Source organism: Altererythrobacter sp. H2 (assembly GCF_035319885.1).
Taxonomy (GTDB): domain Bacteria; phylum Pseudomonadota; class Alphaproteobacteria; order Sphingomonadales; family Sphingomonadaceae; genus 34-65-8.
Genome location: NZ_CP141285.1, coordinates 709,804 through 731,434 on the forward strand (window position 1 = coordinate 709,804; position 21,631 = coordinate 731,434).

Sequence of the window (21,631 nt, forward strand, 5' to 3'; positions counted from 1 at the left end):
GCTAGCCAATCACCCGCCAGGGAAAGACAGTCATGAACCAGCTGACCAAATTCACCAACCAGCTCGCGAAGCCCGAAACTTTCGACGAGATCCAGATCGGCATTGCCTCGCCGGAGCGGATCCGTTCGTGGTCGTTCGGCGAAATCAAGAAGCCGGAAACGATCAACTACCGCACCTTCAAGCCGGAACGTGACGGCCTGTTCTGTGCCCGCATCTTCGGCCCCGTGAAGGACTACGAGTGCCTGTGCGGCAAGTACAAGCGGATGAAGTACAAGGGCGTCGTCTGCGAAAAGTGCGGCGTCGAAGTGACCGTGACCAAGGTCCGCCGCGAGCGGATGGGCCACATCGAGCTGGCCGCCCCGGTGGCGCACATCTGGTTCCTCAAGAGCCTGCCCAGCCGCATCGGTCTGCTGCTCGACATGCAGCTCAAGCAGCTCGAGCGGGTGCTCTATTTCGAGAACTACATCGTCACCGAGCCGGGCCTGACCCCGCTGGAGAAGTTCCAGCTGCTCTCGGAAGATGAGCTCTACGAATACCAGGACGAATACGGCGAAGATGCCTTCACCGCCGGGATCGGCGCCGAAGCGGTCAAGCTGATGCTGATGGAACTGGATCTTGAGCAGGAACGCGAGGACCTGATCGAGGAACTGGCGACCACCAAGTCCAAGCTGAAGCCGGCCAAGATCATCAAGCGCCTGAAGATCGTCGAATCGTTCATCGAATCGGGCAACAAGCCCGAATGGATGATCCTCGACGTGATCCCGGTCATCCCGCCCGAACTGCGCCCGCTGGTGCCGCTCGATGGTGGCCGGTTCGCGACCTCGGATCTCAACGATCTCTACCGCCGCGTGATCAACCGCAACAACCGCCTGAAGCGCCTGATCGAGCTGCGCGCGCCGGACATCATCGTCCGCAACGAAAAGCGCATGCTGCAGGAAGCCGTTGACGCCCTGTTCGACAACGGCCGCCGCGGCCGCGTCATCACCGGCGCCAACAAGCGTCCGCTGAAGTCGCTGTCCGACATGCTCAAGGGCAAGCAGGGCCGTTTCCGCCAGAACCTGCTCGGCAAGCGCGTCGACTATTCGGGCCGCTCGGTCATCGTGACCGGCCCGGAACTCAAGCTGCACCAGTGCGGCCTGCCCAAGAAGATGGCGCTCGAACTGTTCAAGCCGTTCATCTACGCGCGGCTCGATGCCAAGGGTCTGTCGATGACTCTGAAGCAGGCCAAGAAGTGGGTCGAAAAGGAACGCAAGGAAGTCTGGGACATCCTGGACGAAGTGATCCGCGAACACCCGGTGCTGCTCAACCGCGCGCCCACGCTTCACCGCCTTGGCATCCAGGCGTTCGAGCCGGTGCTGATCGAAGGCAAGGCGATCCAGCTGCACCCGCTGGTCTGCGCTGCGTTCAACGCCGACTTCGACGGTGACCAGATGGCGGTCCACGTGCCGCTGAGCCTGGAAGCGCAGCTGGAAGCGCGCGTGCTGATGATGTCCACCAACAACATCCTCAGCCCCGCCAACGGCAAGCCGATCATCGTGCCGTCGCAGGACATGGTTCTGGGCCTCTACTACCTCTCGATGGAGCGGCAGGAGAAGACCCCGGAATTCATCGACGGCGAGAACGGCGAGCAGATCGAGCGCCTGCCGCGCTTCGCCGACATCGCGGAAGTGCACCACGCCATCGAAACCCGCATGGTCACGCTGCACACCCGCATCATTACCCGCGTGCCGCAGGCCAACGAAGCGGGCGAAATCGTGCAGACACGGGTGATCACCACCCCGGGCCGGATGCTGATCGGCGAATGCCTGCCCAAGAGCCACAAGGTTCCGTTCGACATCGTCAACCGCCTTCTCACCAAGAAGGAAATCGGCGACGTGATCGACCAGGTCTATCGCCACACCGGCCAGAAGGACACGGTGCTGTTTGCCGACGCGATCATGAGCCTCGGTTTCCGGTACGCCTTCAAGGCGGGGATCAGCTTCGGCAAGGATGACATGATCATCCCTGAAGAGAAGATCGAACTGGTCGAGCAGGCCAAGGCGCTGGTGGCCGATTACGAGCAGCAGTATCAGGACGGCTTTATCACCCAGCAGGAAAAGTACAACAAGGTGATCGACGCCTGGAGCCGCTGCGGTGACCAGGTGGCCGATGCCATGATGGACAAGATCAAGGCCCGCCCGTTCGACGAGAACGGCAAGGAAGCCCAGATCAACTCGATCTACATGATGAGCCACTCCGGTGCGCGTGGTTCGCCAGCGCAGATGAAGCAGCTCGCCGGGATGCGCGGCCTGATGGCCAAGCCTTCGGGCGAAATCATCGAGCAGCCGATCATCTCGAACTTCAAGGAAGGCCTGACCGTTCTTGAATACTTCAACTCGACCCACGGCGCCCGCAAGGGTCTGGCGGACACCGCACTGAAGACGGCAAACTCTGGTTACCTGACCCGCCGTCTGGTCGACGTGTCGCAGGACTGCGTCATCGTCGAGGACAACTGCAAGACCGAGAACGCGCTGGAAATGCGCGCCATCGTGCAGGGCGGTTCGGTGATTGCCTCGCTCGGCGAGCGGATCCTCGGCCGCACCGTGGCCGAGGACCTGGTCAACGCCAAGACCGGCGAAGTCATCGTCAAGTCGGGCACGCTGCTCGACGAAGCGATGGTCAAGGCGATCGAGGAAGCCGAAGTGCAGGTCGCCAAGATCCGTTCGCCGCTGGTCTGCGAAGCCGACCAGGGCGTGTGCGGCACCTGCTACGGGCGCGATCTTGCCCGCGGCACTCCGGTCAACATCGGCGAAGCGGTCGGCGTGATCGCGGCCCAGTCGATCGGTGAGCCGGGCACGCAGCTGACGATGCGGACCTTCCACATCGGCGGCGCGGCGCAGCTCAACGAGACCAGCCACCTGGAATCGCTGTCGGACGGCAAGATCGTCTATCGTGACATGCCCACGATTACCGACAAGAAGGGCCGGATCCTCAGCCTCGCCCGCAACGGCGAGCTGGCAGTGATCGATGCCGAAGGGCGCGAGCGCGAAATGCACAAGGTGCCTTACGGTACCGTGCTGATGTTCGCCGACGGCGCCGATGTGAAGGAAGGCGATCGCCTGGCCGAATGGGATCCGTTCAGCTTGCCGATCATCACCGAAACCTCGGGCGTGGTGCGTTACCAGGACCTGATCGACGGTACGACCATGGAAGAGCGCTTCGACGATGCCACCGGCATCGCCCAGCGCGTGGTGACCGAAATCCGGGCCGGCGGGCGCAAGAAGAAGGAAGACCTGCGTCCGCGCCTGACCCTGCTGGGTTCGGCCAACGCTGACGAAACCGAAGCGGCGCGTTACCTGCTTGCTCCGGGCACCAGCCTCTCGGTCGAGGACGGGCAGGAAGTCCAGGCGGGTGACATTCTCGCCCGTGCCAGCCGCGAAGCGGCCAAGAACCGCGACATCACCGGCGGTCTGCCGCGGGTGGCCGAACTGTTCGAGGCGCGCATGCCGAAGGATCTGGCGATCATCGCCAAGATCTCGGGCAAGGTCGAATTCGTCCGCGAATACAAGGCCAAGCGCAAGATCGCGATCGTGCCGGAGGAAGGTGAACCGCTCGAGTATCTGATCCCCAAGACCAAGCCGCTCGACGTGCAGGAAGGCGACTTCGTCAAGAAGGGTGACACCCTGATTGCCGGCTTGCCCAACCCGCACGACATTCTGGAAGTGCTCGGGATCGAGGCTCTGGCCGAATATCTCGTCGCGGAAATCCAGGAAGTCTATCGCTTGCAGGGCGTGAAGATCAACGACAAGCACATCGAGGTGATCGTTCGCCAGATGCTGCAGAAGGTCGAGATCACCGATGGTGGCGACACCACCCTGCTGATCGGCGAACAGGTCGACCGCGCGGAGATGGTCGAGATCAACGGCAAGCTGGCCAAGGGCAAGGAGCCCGCACAGGGCAAGCCGGTGCTGCTCGGCATCACCAAGGCCTCGCTCCAGACCCGCAGCTTCATTTCGGCGGCTTCGTTCCAGGAAACCACCCGTGTGCTCACGCAGGCGGCGGTTGAAGGCAAGAAGGACACCCTGATCGGGCTGAAGGAAAACGTGATCGTGGGCCGTCTCATCCCCGCCGGTACCGGTGCGGGCATGAACCGGATGCGTGTGATCGCCAACAGCCGCGATGCCTCGCTCCGGGCAGCCTGGAAGAAGCAGCAGGAATCGCTGATTGCGCCTGCCACTGCGGCAGAAGAACATGCCGCCGAACTGGCGCAGGGTCCGGAAGCACCCATGGGAGATGATCCGTTGGCAGCAGTGCAGGGCGAAACCCACGGCACTGACGCCGATGCGGGCGAATACCTGAACCCCGAAGCGGCAGACGGCGAGGAGTAAGCCTCCTCTCCCTCGTCTGACGGGACCAGCAAGACCCCGCCTGCGCCACACCGGCGCGGGCGGGGTTTCTTGCATCCGCACACCGTGCCGCTATCCTGCGCCTGACCCGCCAAAGGAACCGCCATGCGCCTGATCGCCGCTCTCCCGCCTCTCCTCGCCAGCCTGGCCCTGGCGGCCTGCCAGCCGGCCGGGGGGGCGCAGGAAATTGAGCCAACACCATCGCCATCGCCAGCGGCTGCGAGTGGGGCAGCCCCAAAGCCATCCGGCGATGCGCCGGATCTGGCGCTGGCTTCGCTGGCCGGTGAATACCGGGTGGCGGGCATCGACGGGACCGAGGTCGGCGGCGGCATCGGCCTCGCCCTGACCATCACCGATACGCTGATCTGGTTCGAGCCGCGCTGCGCCGGCTTCAGCTGGACCTATAGCTATTCCGGTGGCGACCTGGCCACTGATCGCCCGCAAAAGCCGCGCCCGCCCGGTGGGGCGCTGGTGGCCGGTCCGATGGGCGCGACCTGCCGCATCGCGGTTCATCCGGAGCAGCAGCGGCTTGCTGCCGCGCTGGATGCGGTGAATGCGGCACGGCGCACCCCGTCCAATGCGATTGAGCTGACCGGCGGCGGACACAGCGTCACGCTCTACTCGCAATAGGCACGCGGCTCGGCTAACGGGCTGGGCATGACCGTGATCACCCGCTTCGCCCCGTCGCCCACCGGCCGCCTGCACGTCGGCAACATCCGCACTGCGCTGCACAACTGGATGCTGGCGAAAAGGCATGGCGGGCGCTTCCTGCTGCGGATTGACGATACCGACGCCGAACGTTCCAGGGAGGAATATGTCGAGGCGATCCGGGCCGATCTCGCCTGGCTGGGGCTGGTACCCGACGCCGAAGAGCGCCAGTCGGCCCGGCTCGAGGTCTATGCCCGCGCGTTCGAAGCCTTGCGTGCCGCCGGGCGGGTCTATCCCTGTTACGAGACCGCGCAGGAGCTCGACCTGAAGCGCAAGGTCGCTCTGGGGCGCGGGCTGCCGCCGGTTTACGACCGCGCCGCGCTCGCGCTGACCGAAGCAGACCATGCGGCGAGTGCGGCCGAGGGGGTGGCCCCGCACTGGCGCTTCCTGCTCGACCATGACAAACCGATCACCTGGCATGACGGCGTGCGGGGGCCGCAGAAATTCGACCCGGCGCAACTGGGTGACCCGGTGATCCGCCGCGCCGACGGGTCATGGCTCTACATGCTGCCGAGCGCCATTGACGACATCGACATGGGCGTAACCCACGTGCTGCGCGGCGAAGACCATGTGTCCAACACAGCCGTGCAAATCCAGATGTTTACCGCACTTCATGCTGCGGGTTTTGGTGCAGCAAAAGCCGTGCCGCAATTTGCGCACGAGGCCCTCCTGGTGGGCAGCGAAGGGAAGCTCTCCAAGCGGCTCGGGGCACTGGGATGCGATTCTTTCCGCGAGCGGGGCATCGAGCCTGAGGCACTGGTGGCCCTGCTGGCACGGCTGGGCACCTCGCTGCCGGTGGAGCCGATTGCAGACCGGCAGGAGCTGGTCGACAGCTTCGAGCTGGCTACGTTCGGTCGTGCACCCGCGCGGTTCGACGATGCCGAGCTGGAGCGCATCAACACCGCGCTGGTGCACCAGATGGACTATTCGAAGGTGGCTGACCGCCTGCCATCGGGGATGGACGAAGCCGGCTGGCACGCCATCCGTCCCAACCTGGCGACAGTGGCGGACGCAGGCGAATGGTGGCGGCTGGTAACCGGGCCCATCGCACAGCCGGAGTTTGCAGAAGAGGACCGCGCCTATCTCGCCGAAGCCGCGCAAGCCCTGACCTGGGGCGAAGACCCCTGGCAGGCGTTAACTTCTGCACTGAAGGAGCGGACCGGCCGCAAGGGCAAGGCGCTGTTCCTGCCCCTGCGCCAGGCGCTCACCGGGATGGACCACGGTCCCGACATGGGCGAACTGCTACCGCTGATCGGCGAAGGCGAGGCGCGGGCGCGGCTTACTGCGGCCTCCGGGCAGGCCTAGCCCGTCCGGATCATCTCCGCGACTTCCTCGATCGTGCCGGTGACCAGCAGCGGGCTGCCGCCGACCATGCCGACATTGGTCTGGCCGTTCTCGCCTGTCCTGAGCCATGCGATGTTCGCGGCAACGACGAGATAGTCACCGCCGCGCGACTTGAGAGAGATGAATTTCATGGTGCTGGTTTCCTGTCAGGGGCACTATGGGCCCGAAACCATCCGTTTATATTAACGCGGCCTTGTAGGCTTACCAATGGTGCTGCGAACCCTGCCGTTCCGGCCTGACTTTGAAGTGCGGCGCAGCGTTTTTCATCCGTGCCCGCCTTCAAGATGATCATCCAGGAACTTGAAGGAATTGACCTTGCCGATCGTCTTTCCCCCGGCAACCCGGGCCTCGTCAAATACGGAGTACACCGCCCAGCCGATCACGTCGTGGAACCGCCGGATCGCGCGCGGTTCAAACGGGATGCGCTTGAAGATCACCACGTTGCCGGCGCTGTCCATACGCGAGCTTTCCGAATAGCGGGTGTCGTCAATCGCCCAGGCGAACCCCGGCGGGTCGTTGGTGGCGCAGGTACCGCAATAGATACCAATGTCGTGGACGAACGAGAACACGCGCCCGTCACGTCCTGCGCGGGTCCGGGTGCGCCAGCCCCGGGCACACAGTGCTTCGATCCCCCTGACCTTGGACAGCGTGCTCCGGGTAAAGTCATGCAGCTTGCGCGAAACATCGGACCCGGCACTGGCCGCCTCCGGTGGTGGTAGCTCTACGCCAAGCTCAAGCATCGTCAGCTGTAGCAGTTGGATGCGCGATGGCAGCAGATCGAGAAAGCTTGCCAGGTTCTCCCGCCGCTGGGCGGGCAACAGAAGGTAACCCTCGCCTTGATGGGGCGCAGCGAACACCGGATAGTCGGACACGGCCTGCTCGAAGCGCTTGGCACTGCCGAACAACCGACTGAAAATCGCCACCCGGACTACCCCCCGTGCTTGTCCAGTTCATCCCCGCTCAGCGTCACCACGTGGAGCAGGTTGGTGCTGCCCGGCGTACCGAACGGCACGCCCGCCAGCGCGATCAGCTTGCTGCCCGCGGTGCCGAAGCCGTGCCGCAGGGCCATGCGCTTGCCCTTGGCGATCATTTCCTCGAAGCTGCCGATGTCCTTGGTCACCACCGCGTGCGCGCCCCATAGCAGGGCCATGCGCCGCGCGGTACGGGTCGAGGGGGTCAGTACCAGCATCGGCACTCCGGGCCGTTCCCGCGCCACGCGCCGCGCGGTCGATCCCGATCCGGTGAACACGGTAATTGCGCTGATTGGCACGGTATCCGCAATTGTCATGCAGGCATGGCTCAAGGCATCCGCCGTGGTTGGCTCGGCCGGGGTTTCGAGGAACCGCACCCGGCCGATATAGGCCTCGTCCTCCTCCACCTGCTTGGCGATCCGGTGCATGATGGTCACCGCTTCCTCCGGCCATTCGCCTGCGGCCGTTTCCGCGCTCAGCATGACCGCATCGGCCCCGTCATAGACCGCGTTGGCCACGTCGCTGACTTCGGCGCGGGTGGGGGCCGGGTTCTCGATCATCGATTCCAGCATCTGGGTCGCCACGATCACCGGCTTGCCGGCGGTGCGCGCCTTGTTGACGATCATCTTCTGCAGCGGCGGAACTTCCTGCGGTTCCAGCTCGACCCCCAGGTCACCGCGCGCGACCATGATGCCGTCAGCCAGTTCGATGATCTCGTCCAGCCGGCGCACCGCCATCGGTTTTTCGATCTTGGCGCAGAGCGCGCCGCGCCGCTCGCCATTGGGCCCAGCCATCAGCTTGCGCGCTTCGGCAATGTCTTCCGGGCGCTGGACGAAGCTGAGGCCGATCCAGTCCGCCCCCTGTTCCATCGCGAAGGTCAGGTCGCGCCGGTCTTTTTCGGTCAGCGCCGGGATCGGCACTTCGGCATCGGGCACATTCACGCCCTTGCGATCCGAGATGACTCCGCCAACCTCGGCCGAGCAGAGGATCTCGTTTTCGTCGGCCCTAATCACCCGAAGCCGGATCTTGCCGTCGTTGATCAGCAGCCGCTGGCCCTTGTCGAGCAGGCCGAACAGTTCCGGATGGGGCAGGTAGCAGCGGGTTTCGTCGCCCGGTTCGGGGTTGCGGTCCAGCGTGAAGTGGCCGGAATGGCGGATCACTGCCTTGCCATCCTTGAACGTGCCCACGCGCAGCTTGGGGCCCTGCAGATCACAGAAAATGGCGATCGGGCGGGCGAATTCCTTCTCCAGCGCGCGGATCGCCTTGATCGTGTCGGCGTGCGTCGCATGATCGCCATGGCTCATGTTGACCCGGAAGGCGTCCACCCCGGCGCGGAACAGCCGCCGCAGCATGTCCGGGTCGCGCGTGGCGGGGCCGGTGGTGGCGAGGATCTTGACCTTGCGGCCGCGGGGGCCGACCTTGCGCGTGTCGCTCTTTTGCATAGGAACACGCTATGGCATGAGCGCGCGGCAACTCAAGGACAGGTTTCCATGGATACGAATGCGTTTGCCAATCGGGGCGACCAACTCGACCAGCTCGACGATGCTGCTGCGGCCGCGGCGTTCCGCCGGCTGGTGCGCCACCTGCGCCACCGGCACGATGCGCAGAACATCGATCTGATGGGGCTGGCCGGGTTCTGCCGCAACTGCCTGGCCGACTGGATTCGGGAGGCCGGGTTCGATGGCGACAAGGAGCCGGCCCGCGCCCTGATCCACGGCATGGCGACGGCGGAATGGAAAGAACGCTACCAGAGCGAGGCAACACCGGAGCAGATCGCGGCGATGGAAGCCAGTGTGGCGAAGAACGCACAGGATTAATTTGCGCCAGCGGTTCAAGTCCGCAGCGCGGCTGGCTATCGGATCGCCAACCGATTCACCCCTGATTCTCTGGAGACACCCATGGCCGACAACGCCGCACGCGAAGCGCAACCCACCGATGACCGCCTGCGCCTGCTGATCGAACGGATCGAGCGCCTCGAGGAAGAGAAGAAGGGCATCGCTGACGATATCCGCGATGTCTATGCCGAAGCCAAGGCGGTGGGCTACGACGCCAAGATCATGCGCCAGATCGTCCGCCTGCGGAAGATGAAGCCGGATGACCGTTCGGAAATGGAAATGCTGCTCGATACCTACAAGGCGGCTTTGGGCCTCGGCTGATTGCCGCTATCCTGTCCACTGATTGGACAGGAGAATCACCCATGGGCAGCCCCTGGCAGAACACCGCCGGCATGATCGTATCCACCACCGCAACGCTCGAAGGGCGGCCGGTGCAGCAATATCTCGGCATCGTCACCGGTGAGGTGATCGTCGGGGCGAACCTGTTCCGTGACCTGTTCGCCTCGATCACCGATATCGTCGGCGGTCGTTCGGGCAAGTACGAGGACGTGCTGGCCCGCGCGCGCAAGGAAGCCCTCGCCGAAATGGAGGAAGCCGCGCGCCAGCTCGGCGGCAACGCGGTAATCGGGGTCGACATCGATTATGAGGTGCTGGGCCAGAACGGCTCCATGCTGATGGTCAGCGCCAGCGGCACCGCCGTGCGGGTCTGACCCACTTTTGGCAGGTTGCCCCGGTTCCGCCCGGCCGCTAGCGCCACACTAGGGCGACAGTGAGAGGGGCAGGGCACTGGCAACGCAGCTTGAATTCGAAACACGGCAATTCCGCACGGCTGACGGGCTGACGCTGGAAGCTGACGTCGGCGGGCCGGAGGGTGCGCCGATGGTCGTGCTGCTGCACGGCGGCGGGCAGACCCGGCACAGCTGGGCGGGCGCGATGCGGGCGCTGGTCAGTGCCGGGTACCGGGTGCTCAACCTTGACGCGCGCGGGCACGGGATGAGCCAGTGGTCGCCCGCCCGCGCATACGGGTTGCCGGACCGGATCCAGGATATCCACGCGGTGGTCGAAGGCTGCGCGGTGCCGTTCGCACTGGTCGGCGCTTCGATGGGCGGGCTGACGGCGATCCATGCCATCGGCGAGGGGCTGCGCCCCGCCGCGCTGGTTCTGGTCGACATCGTGCCGCAGATGGAGCCGGCCGGGGTGGACCGGATCGTCGGCTTCATGAACGCCAACCATGGCGGGTTTGCCAGCCTGGAGGAAGCCGCCGATGCGGTCGCCGCCTATTACCCCGAGCGGCCCCGGCCGAAGGACCCGACCGGCCTGATGAAGAACCTGCGTCTGAACGAGGACGGGCGGCTCTACTGGCACTGGGACCCCTCGATGTTCAATGTCGAGGACCCGTCAAACTTCCACGATCCGCTGGCGCGCTCGACCATCAGGCTGGGCCAGCGGCCCGAGGTGGCGGTGCTGGTGGTGCGCGGGCGGCTGAGCGACATGGTCTCCGATGCCAGCATTGCGGCATTCCACGCTCAGGTCCCCGATGCGGAGGTGCACGACATCGTTGGCGCCGGGCACATGATCGCGGGCGATCGCAACGATGCCTTCAATGCAGCCGTGATCGATTTCCTGGGGAAGAGGCTTCCCGTTTAGGGGGGCTGCTTAGGGCAGGGCTGCCTAGGGGCGTTGCCCGCTGCGCCCCCTTTCGCTAGGGGCCAAGGCAATCCAACTCCACACAGGTATGCAAAGCAGGCACCCATGGCAGGCCATTCCAAATTCAAGAACATCATGCATCGCAAGGGCGCGCAGGACAAAAAGCGCTCGGCGATGTTCTCCAAGCTCAGCCGCGAGATCACCGTGGCGGCCAAGATGGGCCTGCCCGACCCGGAAATGAACCCGCGCCTGCGGCTGGCGGTCAACGCGGCCAAGGCGCAGTCGATGCCGAAGGACAATATCCAGCGCGCCATCGACAAGGCCAGCATGGCGGGCGGCGAGGATTACGAGGAAATCCGTTATGAGGGCTATGGCCCGGGCGGGGTGGCGCTGATCGTCGAGGCACTGACCGACAACCGCAACCGCACCGCCACCAACGTCCGCACCGCGTTCAGCAAGAACGGCGGCAACCTCGGCGCCAGCGGCGCGGTCAGCCACGGGTTCGAGCGGCTGGGCCTGATCGAATACCCGGCCGGGGCGGGTGACGAGGAGAAGGTGCTCGAAGCCGCCATCGAGGCCGGCGCGGACGATGTCGAAAGCTCCGCGGATGGACACACGATCTGGACCGGGATGGACGGCTTGCACGAAGTCGCCAAGGCGCTGGAAGGCGTGCTGGGCGAGGCCGAAAGCGTGAAACTCGCCTGGCGGCCCAACCTGACCGTCAATGTCAGCGAAGGCGATGCCGCCACTCTGATCAAGCTGATCGACGTGCTGGACGATGATGACGACGTCCAGACCGTGTGGGGCAACTACGAGATCAGCGACGAGATCATGGAGAAGCTGGGCTGATCGTGCGCCGATGATCATCCTCGGCCTTGATCCCTCGCTCAGTTGCACCGGCTGGGGCGTGATCCGGGCCGAGGGATCGCGGCTCAGCCACATCGCCAACGGACAGATTGCCACCGATGCGCGCGCGCCGATGGAGCAGCGGCTCGCCCACCTTCACGCCGGGGTGACGGCAGTGATCGAGGCCCACCGGCCCGATCGCGGGGCGGTGGAGGAAGTGTTCGTCAACAAGAACCCGCAGTCGACGCTCAAGCTGGCCCAGGCGCGCGGCAGCGTGCTGGCGGCCTGCGGCGGGTGCCGCCTGCCGGTGCGCGAACATTCCGCGCGGCTGGTCAAGAAGGCGCTGGTCGGCACCGGGGCGGCGGAAAAGGCCCAGGTCCAGGCCATGTTGCGGGTACTGCTGCCTGGTGTGGTGATTGCCGGCAGTGATGCTGCCGATGCTCTGGCAGTGGCGATTACCGAGGCAAACCTCGGCCCGCGCTAGCTATTCTGCAGTGCGCGCTGCGCCCGCATCCAGCCGGCGCAGCGCCTGGGCCCCGCGAATGCCTTGTGCCACTGTCAGCAGCAGGACACCGATCACGATGTATTCGTAGCTCTCCGGCTTGATCGAGAACATGCCCACGGCCAGAATTACCCCGAACACCAGAACGGCCACGGCCCAATAGAGGCCCCTGCCGTGCCAGAGGCGGTATGCGGCAACCAGGCACATCACCACGAGCAGGCCGATCAGCGCCAATCCCACCGTGGCCACATCGCTGGAGAACAGGATATCGGAAGACAGGACCCCTGCGGCAATGGTCAGTCCGCCCAGCAGGAGGCAGCCAAGAGTGCCTTGCTGCGCAGCGCTGAGCGCGCCTGTGCGGGTTCCGAGATCGGCGTTACGGAACGGCATATACAATTTCCCTTGCGGCGTGCCATCTCTGCTTTCACGAAGGCGAAACACGGGTCAAGCACGCGATACGTCAGCGTCCCTTCATAGCACGGATGGCACCAGCTCAGGCATGACAATCGAACTCTACGGTATTCCGAATTGCGACACGGTCAAGAAGGCACGCAAGTGGCTGGATTTGCACGGCCTTGATCATGTCTTTCATGACTACAAGAAGGAAGGGATCGACCCTGAAAGGCTCGCCGGCTGGTGCGATGCACAAAGTTGGGACGTCCTGCTGAACCGCCGCGGCACTACCTTTCGCGCATTGCCCGATGCCGACAAGCAGGGAATCGACCGCGCCAAGGCGCTTACGCTGATGGCCGCACACACCAGCCTGATCAAGCGCCCGGTGGTCGAGCATCCGGGCGGGCTGCTGGTCGGGTTTGACGCCCCTGCGTGGGAGGCCGCCCTGTGCTGAGGATATTGCTGATGGTTGCACTCACTATGGCTTCCGTTCCGGTTTCTGCTCAGGTGCTGGTGATCGCGCATCGCGGCGCCAGCGGCGAGCGGCCCGAGCACACGCTGGCCGCCTACGAGCGCGGTATTGACCAGGGCGCGGACTATATCGAGCCCGATCTGGTGGTGACGAAAGACGGCGTCCTGGTTGCCCGGCACGAGAACGAGATTTCGGAAACGACGGACGTCGCCAGCCGGACCGAATTTGCCGATCGCCAGCGCTCCAAGACCATCGATGGCGTGCTGGTGACCGGCTGGTTCGCGGAGGATTTCACCCTGGCCGAACTGCGCACCCTTCGCGCGCGGGAGCGCCTGCCCGGCCTGCGCCCGCAGAACGTGCCGTTTGACGGGCTGTGGCAGGTGCCGACGCTGGAAGAGGTGGTCAGGCTGGTCCGCGCCAAGGAAGCGGAAACCGGGCGCCGGATCGGGATCTATCCGGAACTCAAGCACCCGGAATTCCTGCTCCAGTCCGAAGGGATCGATACGGTTGATCTGCTGCTGCTGGAACTGAAGCGGCTGGGGGTGACGGCGGACGATCCGGTCTTCATCCAGAGTTTCGAAATCGCGCCCCTGCGGCGGCTGAAGCAGCGCAGCGGGTTCAGGCTGGTGCAACTGGTCTCGGTCGACGGCGGTCCCGCCGATGAGCCGGGCATGACCTATGCCGAGATGATCAGCCCGACCGGGCTCGCCGCTGTGGCCGGATATGCCGATGCGGTCGGCGCGGACATGCGGCTGGTGATCGGCAGTGACGGCAGGCCGACTGCGCTGGTGGCCGATGCCCGCGCCGCGGGGCTGGACGTCCACGCCTGGACCCTGCGCAAGGAAAACGCCTTCCTCCCGCCAAGCCTGCAGGGTGCAGGCGGGGAGGGCGCACGCGGGTGCATGGAAACGCTGTTTTCCATGCTCGCCCAGACGGGAGTCACGGGTGTCTTTACCGATGATCCCGCCCTGGCTGTGGCGGCGCGCGGCGGGAAAGGCTGCCGCTAATCGTTTCTTCCTCGTCATTGCGAGGCCGCAGGCCGCGGCAATCCAGATTCATCGTGCTCCGACGCCCTGGATTGCCGCGTCGGCTTCGCCTCCTCGCAATGACGGAAACCGGAATTAATCGGCTCGGGTTGCCGACAGGATGTAGTTGAGCGACAGGTCGGCTGAGAGGTGCAGCCCGCGCGCGGGCGAGAAGGCGATGCCCTGCATTGCGCCGACGGCAAAACCGGCTTCCCCCAGCATGTCGGCCAGTTCCTCGGGCGTGATGAAGTCTTCCCAGTGGTGTGTTCCGCGCGGGATCAGGCCCAGCGTCTCGGCCCCGCCCACCATCAGCAGGCGGCTCTTCGCGGTCCGGTTGGGGGTGGAGAGGACCAGCAATCCGCCGGGAGCCAGCCGTGCCGCCAGCGCGGCGATGAACGCGCGCTTGTCAGCAACGTGTTCGATCACCTCCATCGCGGTGACGAGGTCGAACTGGCCAATGTCGAGCGCACCGACCTCGCCTGCCATGTAGCGCACATCGAGCCCGGAACCTTCGGCATGGGCAGCGGCGGCGGCGACATTTTCCGGCGCGGCGTCAACCCCGGTCACACTCGCACCGAGCCGGGCCAGCGGCTCGCACAGCAATCCTGCGCCGCAGCCGACATCGAGCGCGCTCTTGCCAGCGAGCGGCTTGCCGGAGGCGGGGGACAGGGCCCAGTGCCAGTCGATCGCGTCGCGCAGGAAGCCCAGCCGCACCGGGTTCAGGCGGTGGAGCATGGCCGAGGAACCCTTCGGATCCCACCATTCGCGCGCCAGCTGGCCGAAATGGGCGGCCTCTTCCGGGCGGATGGTTGTGGCGCCTGTAGAATTGCTACGCGTGTGCGTGGTTGCATCGGTCATGCCTGATGGCTAGCAGCACCCACGCACAGCATCCAGCACGGAGACGCCCGCTTGGCCCGTATCGTGATGAAATTTGGCGGCACATCGATGGCCGGGACCGAGCGCATTCGGCGCGTGGCCCAGATCGTGCGCCGCCAGCAGGCCGCCGGACACGAGGTCGCGGTGGTCGTTTCGGCCATGGCAGGCGAGACCGACCGGCTGGTGAACTTCTGCCGCGAGGCCAACCCGCTCTATGATCCGGCTGAGTATGACGTGGTGGTGGCGAGCGGCGAGCAGGTCACCTCCGGCCTGCTCGCGCTCACCCTGCAAGCCCTGGGGTGCAAGGCGCGGAGCTGGCTCGGCTGGCAATTGCCGATCCGCACGATCGAGGCCCATGCCAAGGCCCGGGTGGACGAAATCGATGCCGAAGCGCTGATCGCCTCGATGCAGGCAGGCGAGATCGCGGTCATCCCCGGATTCCAGGGCGTATCTGCCGCAGGCCGGGTGACGACGCTGGGGCGCGGCGGGTCGGATACAAGCGCGGTCGCCGTGGCCGCTGCCATCAAGGCTGACCGGTGCGACATCTACACCGATGTCGACGGGGTCTATACCACCGATCCGCGCATCGTCGCCAAGGCGAAGAAGCAGAAGGCGGTGACGTACGAGGAAATGCTCGAACTGGCTTCGGTAGGGGCCAAGGTGCTCCAGACCCGCTCGGTCAGCCTGGCGATGAAGGAAGGGGTGCGCGTGCAGGTGCTCTCCAGCTTCCTGGGCGACGATGCCGTGCCTGCCGACGAACTGCCCGGCACGATGATCGTGTCGGAAGAGGAAATGGACCAATTGGTGGAGAAGGGCGACATGGAACGCCAGCTTGTGACCGGGATCGCGCACGACAAGAACGAGGCCAAGGTCATCCTCACCCGGGTGCCCGACCGGCCCGGCGCGGTCGCCAACATCTTCGAACCGCTCGCCGCCGCGAGCATCAATGTCGACATGATCATCCAGAACGTCGGCCGCGACAAGGGCGAGACCGACGTGACCTTCACTGTGCCGCAGGCGGATCTTGCCCGCGCGCAGGCGCTGCTGGAGGACAAGCGCGACGTGATCGGGTTCAACCGGATCATCACCGACAGCAAGATCGCCAAGATCAGCGTGGTCGGCGTCGGCATGAAAAGCCATGCGGGCGTCGCCAGCACCATGTTCCGCGCGCTGTCCGACCGGGGCATCAACATCCAGGCCATCTCCACCAGCGAGATCAAGGTCAGCGTGATGATCGACGAGGACGAAACCGAACTCGCCGTCCGCGTGCTGCACACCGCCTATGGCCTCGATGCTGCGGATGAGGCGGCCTGAGCTTGGCGCACACCGCCACCATCCTCCTGCTCGGCTCGGGTGAGCTGGGGCGCGAGTTTGTCATTTCGGCCAAGCGGCTGGGTGCGCGGGTGATTGCCTGCGACGCCTATGACAATGCGCCCGCAATGCAGCTGGCGGATGGCCGCGAGGTGTTCTCCATGCTCGATGGCGCGGCGCTGCGCGCAGTCGCCGAGAAGCACCGGCCCGACTATATCGTGCCGGAGATCGAGGCGATCCGCACCGAGGTGCTGGCTGAGCTGGAAGCGGAGGGCTTCAACGTCGTCCCGTCTGCCCGCGCGACCCAGCTGACTATGAATCGCGATGCGATCCGCGACCTGGCGGCGGGCGAGCTGGGTCTGGCCACCTCGCGCTATCGTTATGCCGAAAGCCTGGCCGAAGTGAGCGAGGCGGCGGCCTTCACCGGCTTCCCGTGCGTGATCAAGCCGGTCATGTCCTCCAGCGGCAAGGGCCAGAGCAAGGTCGACGGGCCGGACGGTCTTGCGGGCGCGTGGGATTATGCCGTGGCGGGAATGCGCGGCGACCGGGCGCGGGTGATCGTCGAGCAGTTCGTCGATTTCGACTACGAGATCACCCTGCTGACCGTGCGCCATGCAGGCAAGGACGGTGCGGGCGGGATCACCTTCTGCCCGCCGATCGGCCACCGGCAGGAACGCGGCGATTATCAGGAAAGCTGGCAGCCGACCCCGATGAGCGACAGTGCTGTGGCGCAGGCACAGGACATGGCGGCGAAGGTGGTCGAGGCACTGCAAGGCGGGGGCAAGGGCTGGGGCCTGTTCGGGGTCGAGTTCTTCGTGAAGGGCGATGATGTCATCTTCTCCGAGCTTTCCCCGCGCCCGCACGATACCGGCATGGTCACGCTGGCGAGCCAGAACCTGACCGAGTTCGACCTTCACGCCCGCGCCATTCTCGGCCTGCCTGTGCCCGCCGAAATCCGCGCGCGCCCTGCCGCCAGCGCGGTGATCCTGGCGGACCGGGACAGCGAGGCCGTGTCCTACTCCGGGCTGGGTGAGGCGATGGAGGGCGGGGCCGATGTGCGGATCTTCTCCAAGCCGACCAGCCGCCCTTATCGCCGCATGGGCGTGGCGCTGGCCACCGCCGGGGACACCGACACTGCCCGCCGCATCGCACGCGATGCAGCGGGGCGGGTCACCATCCAGTACGGCGATTAGCCGAACAGCATCACGTTCATCAGGCGGCCCGGGATCAGGAAGGCGGCCACACCGGGCAGCATCAGCGCGGTGAGGTAGGTCGTCACCAGGTGGCGCTTGTGCGCGGCGATATCGCCCTTGCGTGCGGTGGCCACGACTTTCCACGCAGCATGGAAGGTCAGCGGCACGAACAGGTGAATCCAGCTGAAGCTGCCGCTCGACTGGATGAAGATGGCAGACGTGGCCGTGACCAGCATCAGCACCAGCCAGACCTTCCCCAGCAGCTTGTGGCGCGGCGTGCCCTTCGCCGCCAGCAACAGGTAACCGCCGAGCGGAACCGTGGGAATGACGGTCGCGACGTGGATGATGATCGGCAGCTTGGCGTAATGGTGCAGGTTGGGCACCATGCCGAGCGCCGCCTTGCCCAGCGCCAGCACCATGACAAAGGTCATGGTGAAGCAGGCCAGGCTGACGGCCGTGCGGGCCACCGGGCCGATATCGAACCCGGCGGCCGGGCGGCGTGCTGTGTTGGCGGCGGGGGCGGGGGCGGGGGTAGGGGCAGGGGCGGAAAGCGAAAGAGCGGTCATGGCTGGTCTCCTCTGGGGCATTCGTGGTTTGCCTGCCCAGAATGTCGCCGCACTGTTCGCGGGCAATCGCCCCTGCGCCAGCCGCACGGTCTGTACGTGAAATGAGGCGCTGGTGCGCGGGTTTGCCACTTTACGAAGCGCGAACGGGCGCTAGGCTGCCGGTCCATGCCAGACACCGCCACCACCCCCACAAGCCAGTCGCACCGGTTCTGGCGCAAGCTCGTGCTCGACTTGGCGGTCATGGTGGGGATCGGCGTGGTGCTGGCGGTGATCGGCCCGTTCGGGACGTTTGAGACCAGCCTGCCGGTCAGGCTCGCTTACTGGACCAGTCTCGCAGTGGCCGGATACGCCTTCTACCGTCCGATTGGCTGGCTGATCGAACATCATGGCCGGAAACTCGACCTGCCGACCTGGCTGCTGTGGACCGGCGCTTGCCTGATTGCGACGGTGCCGATGTCGCTGGCGGTGGCGGCAGTCGACCGCCTGCCATACGGGCAGCCGTTCCCGCCGTTCGAGGTGCTGGCGGTCAATTATGGCTACGTGCTGGTGATTGGCGCCATCGTGACCTTGCTGTTCTTCCTGTTTGACCCTGACCGGGCCGCGGCTGCGCAGGCCAAGGCGCTGCGGTTGCCCGAACCGGTTTCCGATTCTGTTCCGGCGCCGGTTTCGGAACCCGCGCCTGCGGTCGGGCGCTTCCTCGAGCGACTTCCGCCGCACCTCGGCACAGACCTGATCGCGCTGGAGATGGAGGACCACTATGTCCGCGCGCATACGGCGCTCGGCAGCGAGCTGATCCTGATGCGGCTGCGCGATGCCATCGCCGAACTGGACGGGATCGAGGGTCTGCAGGTCCACCGCAGCTGGTGGGTCGCGCGCCATGCGGTGGAGGATGTGCGCCGTGACGGGCGCAACCTGCGGCTGGTCCTGCCCGGCGGTCTGGAAGCCCCGGTCGCCCGTGCCAATGTGGCCGTGCTCAAGGAGCAGGGCTGGATCTGAGACCTCTCGCGGGGCTGCCGACCACGCTGCCCCATCGAATATGACCGTTCCGACACCCTGATATCACCGCACTGTCGCAGTCAGGTCGCGGTCGTTTCACACTTGATCGGTAGCCGCCCTGCAACCTTTCAGGGAGCACCCGATGTCCAGATTCATGTCCGTCCACGACGCCTTGCTCTGTTCGACAGTTTTGCTGCCGACTGCCGCATTCGCTCAAACTGCTGCGCCAGAGGCTGTTGTGGCCGACGATACCACCATCGTTGTCACCGCGCAGAAGATCGAGCAAAGGGCGGTCGATGTTCCGATCACCATTTCGGCCGTCAGCGGCGAGCGGATCAAGGATCTGGGGGTCAGCGATCTCGACGAACTGTCGAGCTATATCCCCGGCCTCAACATCCAGGAACAGAGCGCCAACAATCCCGGCATCGTGATCCGCGGGATCACCTCGGACAGCGGCTCGTCGCAGCAGGGCCCGCGCGTGACGCTCTATTATAACGGGGTCGATATCTCGCGCTCGCGGGGGTCCTATCAGGCAATCTACGATCTTGAACGGGTGGAGGTCATCAAAGGCCCGCAGGCAACCCTGTTCGGCACGGCTTCTGCCGTTGGCGCGATCAGCCTAGTGTCGGCCAGGCCGCGTCCGGGCCTGGCGGGTGAACTGACCGGCGGATACGGCAATTTCGACCAGACCCTGGTTGGCGGCTATCTCAACGCGGGATCGGACGTGGTGGCCGGGCGGATTGCTTTCGAAGGGCGGACACGTGACGGCTACGTCGAAAACCTGGCGGCATCGCAGGAGGAGGAACTCTACGCGCAGGATCAGCTGGGCGTTCGCGCCTCGTTGCGCTTCACGCCCACTGATGCACTGACGATAGACCTGGTCGGCACTTATGATCGCCAGCGCAACGGTGGCACACCCTTCATTTCGGGCACCCTGCCGACTGAAGCAGGCCCAGCCGATCCGTTCGGCGCGGCCAATCTGGGTGGTTCGCCCTTTTCCGCGCAGGCCCTGGGCAACAGCCAGCTGGGTCTCGACCGAGACGTCTATGACGCCAACTTCACGCTGGCTTACGGTTTTGCCGATGGCTGGACCTTTACCACGGTCAACGGATACCGCGAATTCGACAGTGCCGAAGTGTTCGACGCCGATGGCAGCGCCGCGCCTTATCTCGAGTTCGCCGAGATCGCCGATGGCTGGCAAATGAGCCACGAGGCGCGCTTCAGCTACGCTGATCCGTCATGGCGGGCATCATTCGGGTGGAACTATTTTACCGAGAAAGGGCGCCAAAACGTGCCCTTTTCGACTGAGGAAGGCGTGTTCATCCAGTGCCTGACCGGGGCATTCAGCGGACTAGGCGTCGCGTGCGTCAATCCCGCCGGTGCAGTGACTGCGCTCAATATCACCCCTGCTCTTTCCGGTGGCACCATCGCCGCGCTGCCATACAGTTCCGTATTCGAAAACCAGGGCGACAATCAGAGCTATTCGGTCTTTGCCGATGCCACCTGGATCGCTGCGGAGGCGCTTGAACTTACTGCCGGGGTGCGGTTGCTGATCGAAGAACGCAAGTCGGGCTTCATCTCCAGCGTGCCCGTGCCGGTGCTGCCGCAACTGCTGCCTGAGCCCAACCGGACTGGCCTGCTGCGAGCAGTGCCGTTCCTCAACTTTTCGCTCATCCCGGGCCAGATCGACACCGGTGGGCAGACGTTCGAGGCGGATCGCAGCTTCTCGGCCGTCTTGCCCCGGTTCAATGTCCTTTACCGCCTTTCCGATCAGGTCAACGTGTTCGCCACCGTATCCAAGGGCCGCCGGTCGCCGGTCGTCCAGTTGTCGGCGGCGCGGTCCGGTGGCTTTGCTGTGCCCAACCTGCAAGTGGTGCCACAGGAAACGGTCTGGAACTACGAGGTGGGTTTGAAGGGCGCGGCGGGCATCCTGTCGGGGTCACTTGGTATCTATTACCAGAAATATGACGGTTTCCAGGTCAGCGTGACGCAGTCCGATGGGAGCACACGCACGGAAAGCGCCGGCAAGGCGAGCAACCTGGGAGTCGAAGCCGAGGTGCAGCTGCGCCCTGCCAGCTGGCTCAGCCTGTTTGCCAACGCCGGCTATATCGACGGCGGAATCGACGAGAACAACGATTTCGCCCCAGCCTTTTCCGGTGCCCGTTTCCGGCTCCAGCCCGAGTGGCAGGCCGCTGCCGGTTTCACGATCGATGCGCCGGTCAGCACCGGCACCCGTTTCTTCGCCACGCCCAGTGTCACCCACCGCAGCCGGATCTTCTTTGAACTGCCCAACAGCCCGGTGACCTCGCAAGAGGCAGTCACCCTGCTCAATGCGCGCGCTGGGTTCACCTTTGCCGACGAGGCGTTAGAAGTCGCGGGCTTCATCCGCAATGCGACCAACGAACGGTACCTGCTGGATGCCGGCAACACCGGCGGGGCATTCGGCATTCCCACCTTCATCCCGGCGGAGCCCCGGTTCTATGGCGTGCAGGTGACCGCCCGCTTCAGGAACGCCGGGCTCTGACCCCAACAAAAACCTCCCCGAGCCGGGTGGCTCGGGG

At 65.2% G+C, this 21,631-nt stretch carries 21 protein-coding genes; 15 read left to right on the forward strand and 6 right to left on the reverse strand.

All coding sequences use genetic code 11. The annotated features are described in order from the left end of the window. Window positions 1-32 precede the first annotated feature (32 nt). The 3 genes from rpoC to gltX all read left to right on the forward strand — a co-directional run bounded on the left by rpoC (window position 33) and on the right by gltX (window position 6,398). Window positions 33-4,367 carry a DNA-directed RNA polymerase subunit beta' gene (gene rpoC, locus U4960_RS03495; RefSeq protein ID WP_324262225.1) on the forward strand — a complete coding sequence of 1,445 codons (4,335 nt, stop codon included), beginning with the start codon at window positions 33-35 and terminating at the stop codon, window positions 4,365-4,367. A gap of 123 nt (window positions 4,368-4,490) precedes the next feature. Next, on the forward strand, window positions 4,491-5,015 hold the full coding sequence (locus tag U4960_RS03500; RefSeq protein WP_324262226.1) for a hypothetical protein: 525 nt from the start codon (window positions 4,491-4,493) through the stop codon (window positions 5,013-5,015). Window positions 5,016-5,042: 27 nt separating this feature from the next. Next, complete coding sequence (gene gltX / locus U4960_RS03505) at window positions 5,043-6,398, forward strand: glutamate--tRNA ligase (RefSeq protein ID WP_324262227.1); 1,356 nt, start codon at window positions 5,043-5,045, stop codon at window positions 6,396-6,398. Here gltX and U4960_RS03510 read toward each other — a convergent pair. The 3 genes from U4960_RS03510 to pyk form a co-directional block, all read right to left on the reverse strand. Next, window positions 6,395-6,568 (reverse strand): hypothetical protein, encoded by a 174-nt coding sequence (locus U4960_RS03510; protein ID WP_324262228.1) that lies wholly within the window; start codon window positions 6,566-6,568, stop codon window positions 6,395-6,397. The two genes, gltX and U4960_RS03510, sit on opposite strands and share 4 nt — an antisense overlap. 132 nt (window positions 6,569-6,700) lie before the next feature. Continuing rightward, window positions 6,701-7,360, reverse strand: coding sequence for a hypothetical protein (locus U4960_RS03515; protein ID WP_324262229.1), 660 nt, complete (start codon window positions 7,358-7,360; stop codon window positions 6,701-6,703). Window positions 7,361-7,365: 5 nt separating this feature from the next. Next, a complete protein-coding gene (gene pyk / locus U4960_RS03520) occupies window positions 7,366-8,850 on the reverse strand; it encodes a pyruvate kinase (protein WP_324262230.1) in 1,485 nt (494 codons plus the stop codon). A gap of 48 nt (window positions 8,851-8,898) precedes the next feature. Between pyk and U4960_RS03525 the strand changes: the two genes are divergently transcribed. The 6 genes from U4960_RS03525 to ruvC all read left to right on the forward strand — a co-directional run bounded on the left by U4960_RS03525 (window position 8,899) and on the right by ruvC (window position 12,220). Next, on the forward strand, window positions 8,899-9,225 hold the full coding sequence (locus U4960_RS03525; protein ID WP_324262231.1) for a DUF1244 domain-containing protein: 327 nt from the start codon (window positions 8,899-8,901) through the stop codon (window positions 9,223-9,225). 81 nt (window positions 9,226-9,306) lie between these two features. Further along, window positions 9,307-9,564, forward strand: coding sequence for a DUF2312 domain-containing protein (locus tag U4960_RS03530; protein ID WP_324262232.1), 258 nt, complete (start codon window positions 9,307-9,309; stop codon window positions 9,562-9,564). 71 nt (window positions 9,565-9,635) lie between these two features. Next, the gene (locus U4960_RS03535) at window positions 9,636-9,953 is read left to right on the forward strand and encodes a heavy metal-binding domain-containing protein (RefSeq protein WP_324263166.1); all 318 of its coding nucleotides are present in this window, start codon (window positions 9,636-9,638) and stop codon (window positions 9,951-9,953) included. A gap of 169 nt (window positions 9,954-10,122) precedes the next feature. Beyond that, window positions 10,123-10,890 (forward strand): alpha/beta fold hydrolase, encoded by a 768-nt coding sequence (locus U4960_RS03540; protein WP_324262233.1) that lies wholly within the window; start codon window positions 10,123-10,125, stop codon window positions 10,888-10,890. A gap of 105 nt (window positions 10,891-10,995) precedes the next feature. Continuing rightward, entirely contained in the window at window positions 10,996-11,739 is a 744-nt protein-coding gene (locus tag U4960_RS03545; protein ID WP_324262234.1) for a YebC/PmpR family DNA-binding transcriptional regulator, read from the forward strand. 10 nt (window positions 11,740-11,749) lie between these two features. Next, window positions 11,750-12,220 (forward strand): crossover junction endodeoxyribonuclease RuvC, encoded by a 471-nt coding sequence (gene ruvC, locus U4960_RS03550; RefSeq protein WP_324262235.1) that lies wholly within the window; start codon window positions 11,750-11,752, stop codon window positions 12,218-12,220. Here the strand turns inward: ruvC and U4960_RS03555 are convergent, their stop codons facing one another. Then, window positions 12,221-12,628, reverse strand: coding sequence for a hypothetical protein (locus U4960_RS03555; RefSeq protein ID WP_324262236.1), 408 nt, complete (start codon window positions 12,626-12,628; stop codon window positions 12,221-12,223). It lies immediately after the preceding gene. Between the two features lie 109 nt (window positions 12,629-12,737). Here U4960_RS03555 and U4960_RS03560 point away from each other — a divergent pair, with 109 nt between their 5' ends. Both U4960_RS03560 and U4960_RS03565 read left to right on the forward strand, forming a co-directional pair. After that, window positions 12,738-13,085: an arsenate reductase gene (locus U4960_RS03560; RefSeq protein WP_324262237.1), complete on the forward strand. Its 348-nt coding sequence runs from the start codon at window positions 12,738-12,740 to the stop codon at window positions 13,083-13,085. Window positions 13,086-13,096: 11 nt separating this feature from the next. Beyond that, entirely contained in the window at window positions 13,097-14,110 is a 1,014-nt protein-coding gene (locus U4960_RS03565) for a glycerophosphodiester phosphodiesterase family protein (protein WP_324262238.1), read from the forward strand. 114 nt (window positions 14,111-14,224) lie between these two features. On the opposite strand, the gene ubiG is transcribed toward U4960_RS03565, so the two are convergent. Further along, window positions 14,225-14,986, reverse strand: a complete 762-nt coding sequence (ubiG, locus tag U4960_RS03570) for a bifunctional 2-polyprenyl-6-hydroxyphenol methylase/3-demethylubiquinol 3-O-methyltransferase UbiG (protein WP_324262239.1) — start codon at window positions 14,984-14,986, stop codon at window positions 14,225-14,227. 51 nt (window positions 14,987-15,037) lie between these two features. On the opposite strand from ubiG, the gene U4960_RS03575 reads away from it, so the two are divergent. After that, complete coding sequence (locus U4960_RS03575) at window positions 15,038-16,318, forward strand: aspartate kinase (protein ID WP_324262240.1); 1,281 nt, start codon at window positions 15,038-15,040, stop codon at window positions 16,316-16,318. 2 nt (window positions 16,319-16,320) lie between these two features. After that, a complete protein-coding gene (gene purT / locus U4960_RS03580; RefSeq protein WP_324262241.1) occupies window positions 16,321-17,508 on the forward strand; it encodes a formate-dependent phosphoribosylglycinamide formyltransferase in 1,188 nt (395 codons plus the stop codon). Here the strand turns inward: purT and U4960_RS03585 are convergent. Continuing rightward, the gene (locus tag U4960_RS03585; RefSeq protein ID WP_324262242.1) at window positions 17,505-18,074 is read right to left on the reverse strand and encodes a DUF2306 domain-containing protein; all 570 of its coding nucleotides are present in this window, start codon (window positions 18,072-18,074) and stop codon (window positions 17,505-17,507) included. The two genes, purT and U4960_RS03585, sit on opposite strands and share 4 nt — an antisense overlap. A gap of 165 nt (window positions 18,075-18,239) precedes the next feature. Between U4960_RS03585 and U4960_RS03590 the strand changes: the two genes are divergently transcribed. Together U4960_RS03590 and U4960_RS03595 are read left to right on the forward strand one after the other, a co-directional pair. Then, window positions 18,240-19,070 (forward strand): LytTR family DNA-binding domain-containing protein, encoded by an 831-nt coding sequence (locus tag U4960_RS03590; RefSeq protein WP_324262243.1) that lies wholly within the window; start codon window positions 18,240-18,242, stop codon window positions 19,068-19,070. A gap of 142 nt (window positions 19,071-19,212) precedes the next feature. After that, window positions 19,213-21,594: a TonB-dependent receptor gene (locus tag U4960_RS03595; RefSeq protein ID WP_324262244.1), complete on the forward strand. Its 2,382-nt coding sequence runs from the start codon at window positions 19,213-19,215 to the stop codon at window positions 21,592-21,594. Window positions 21,595-21,631: the final 37 nt, after the last annotated feature.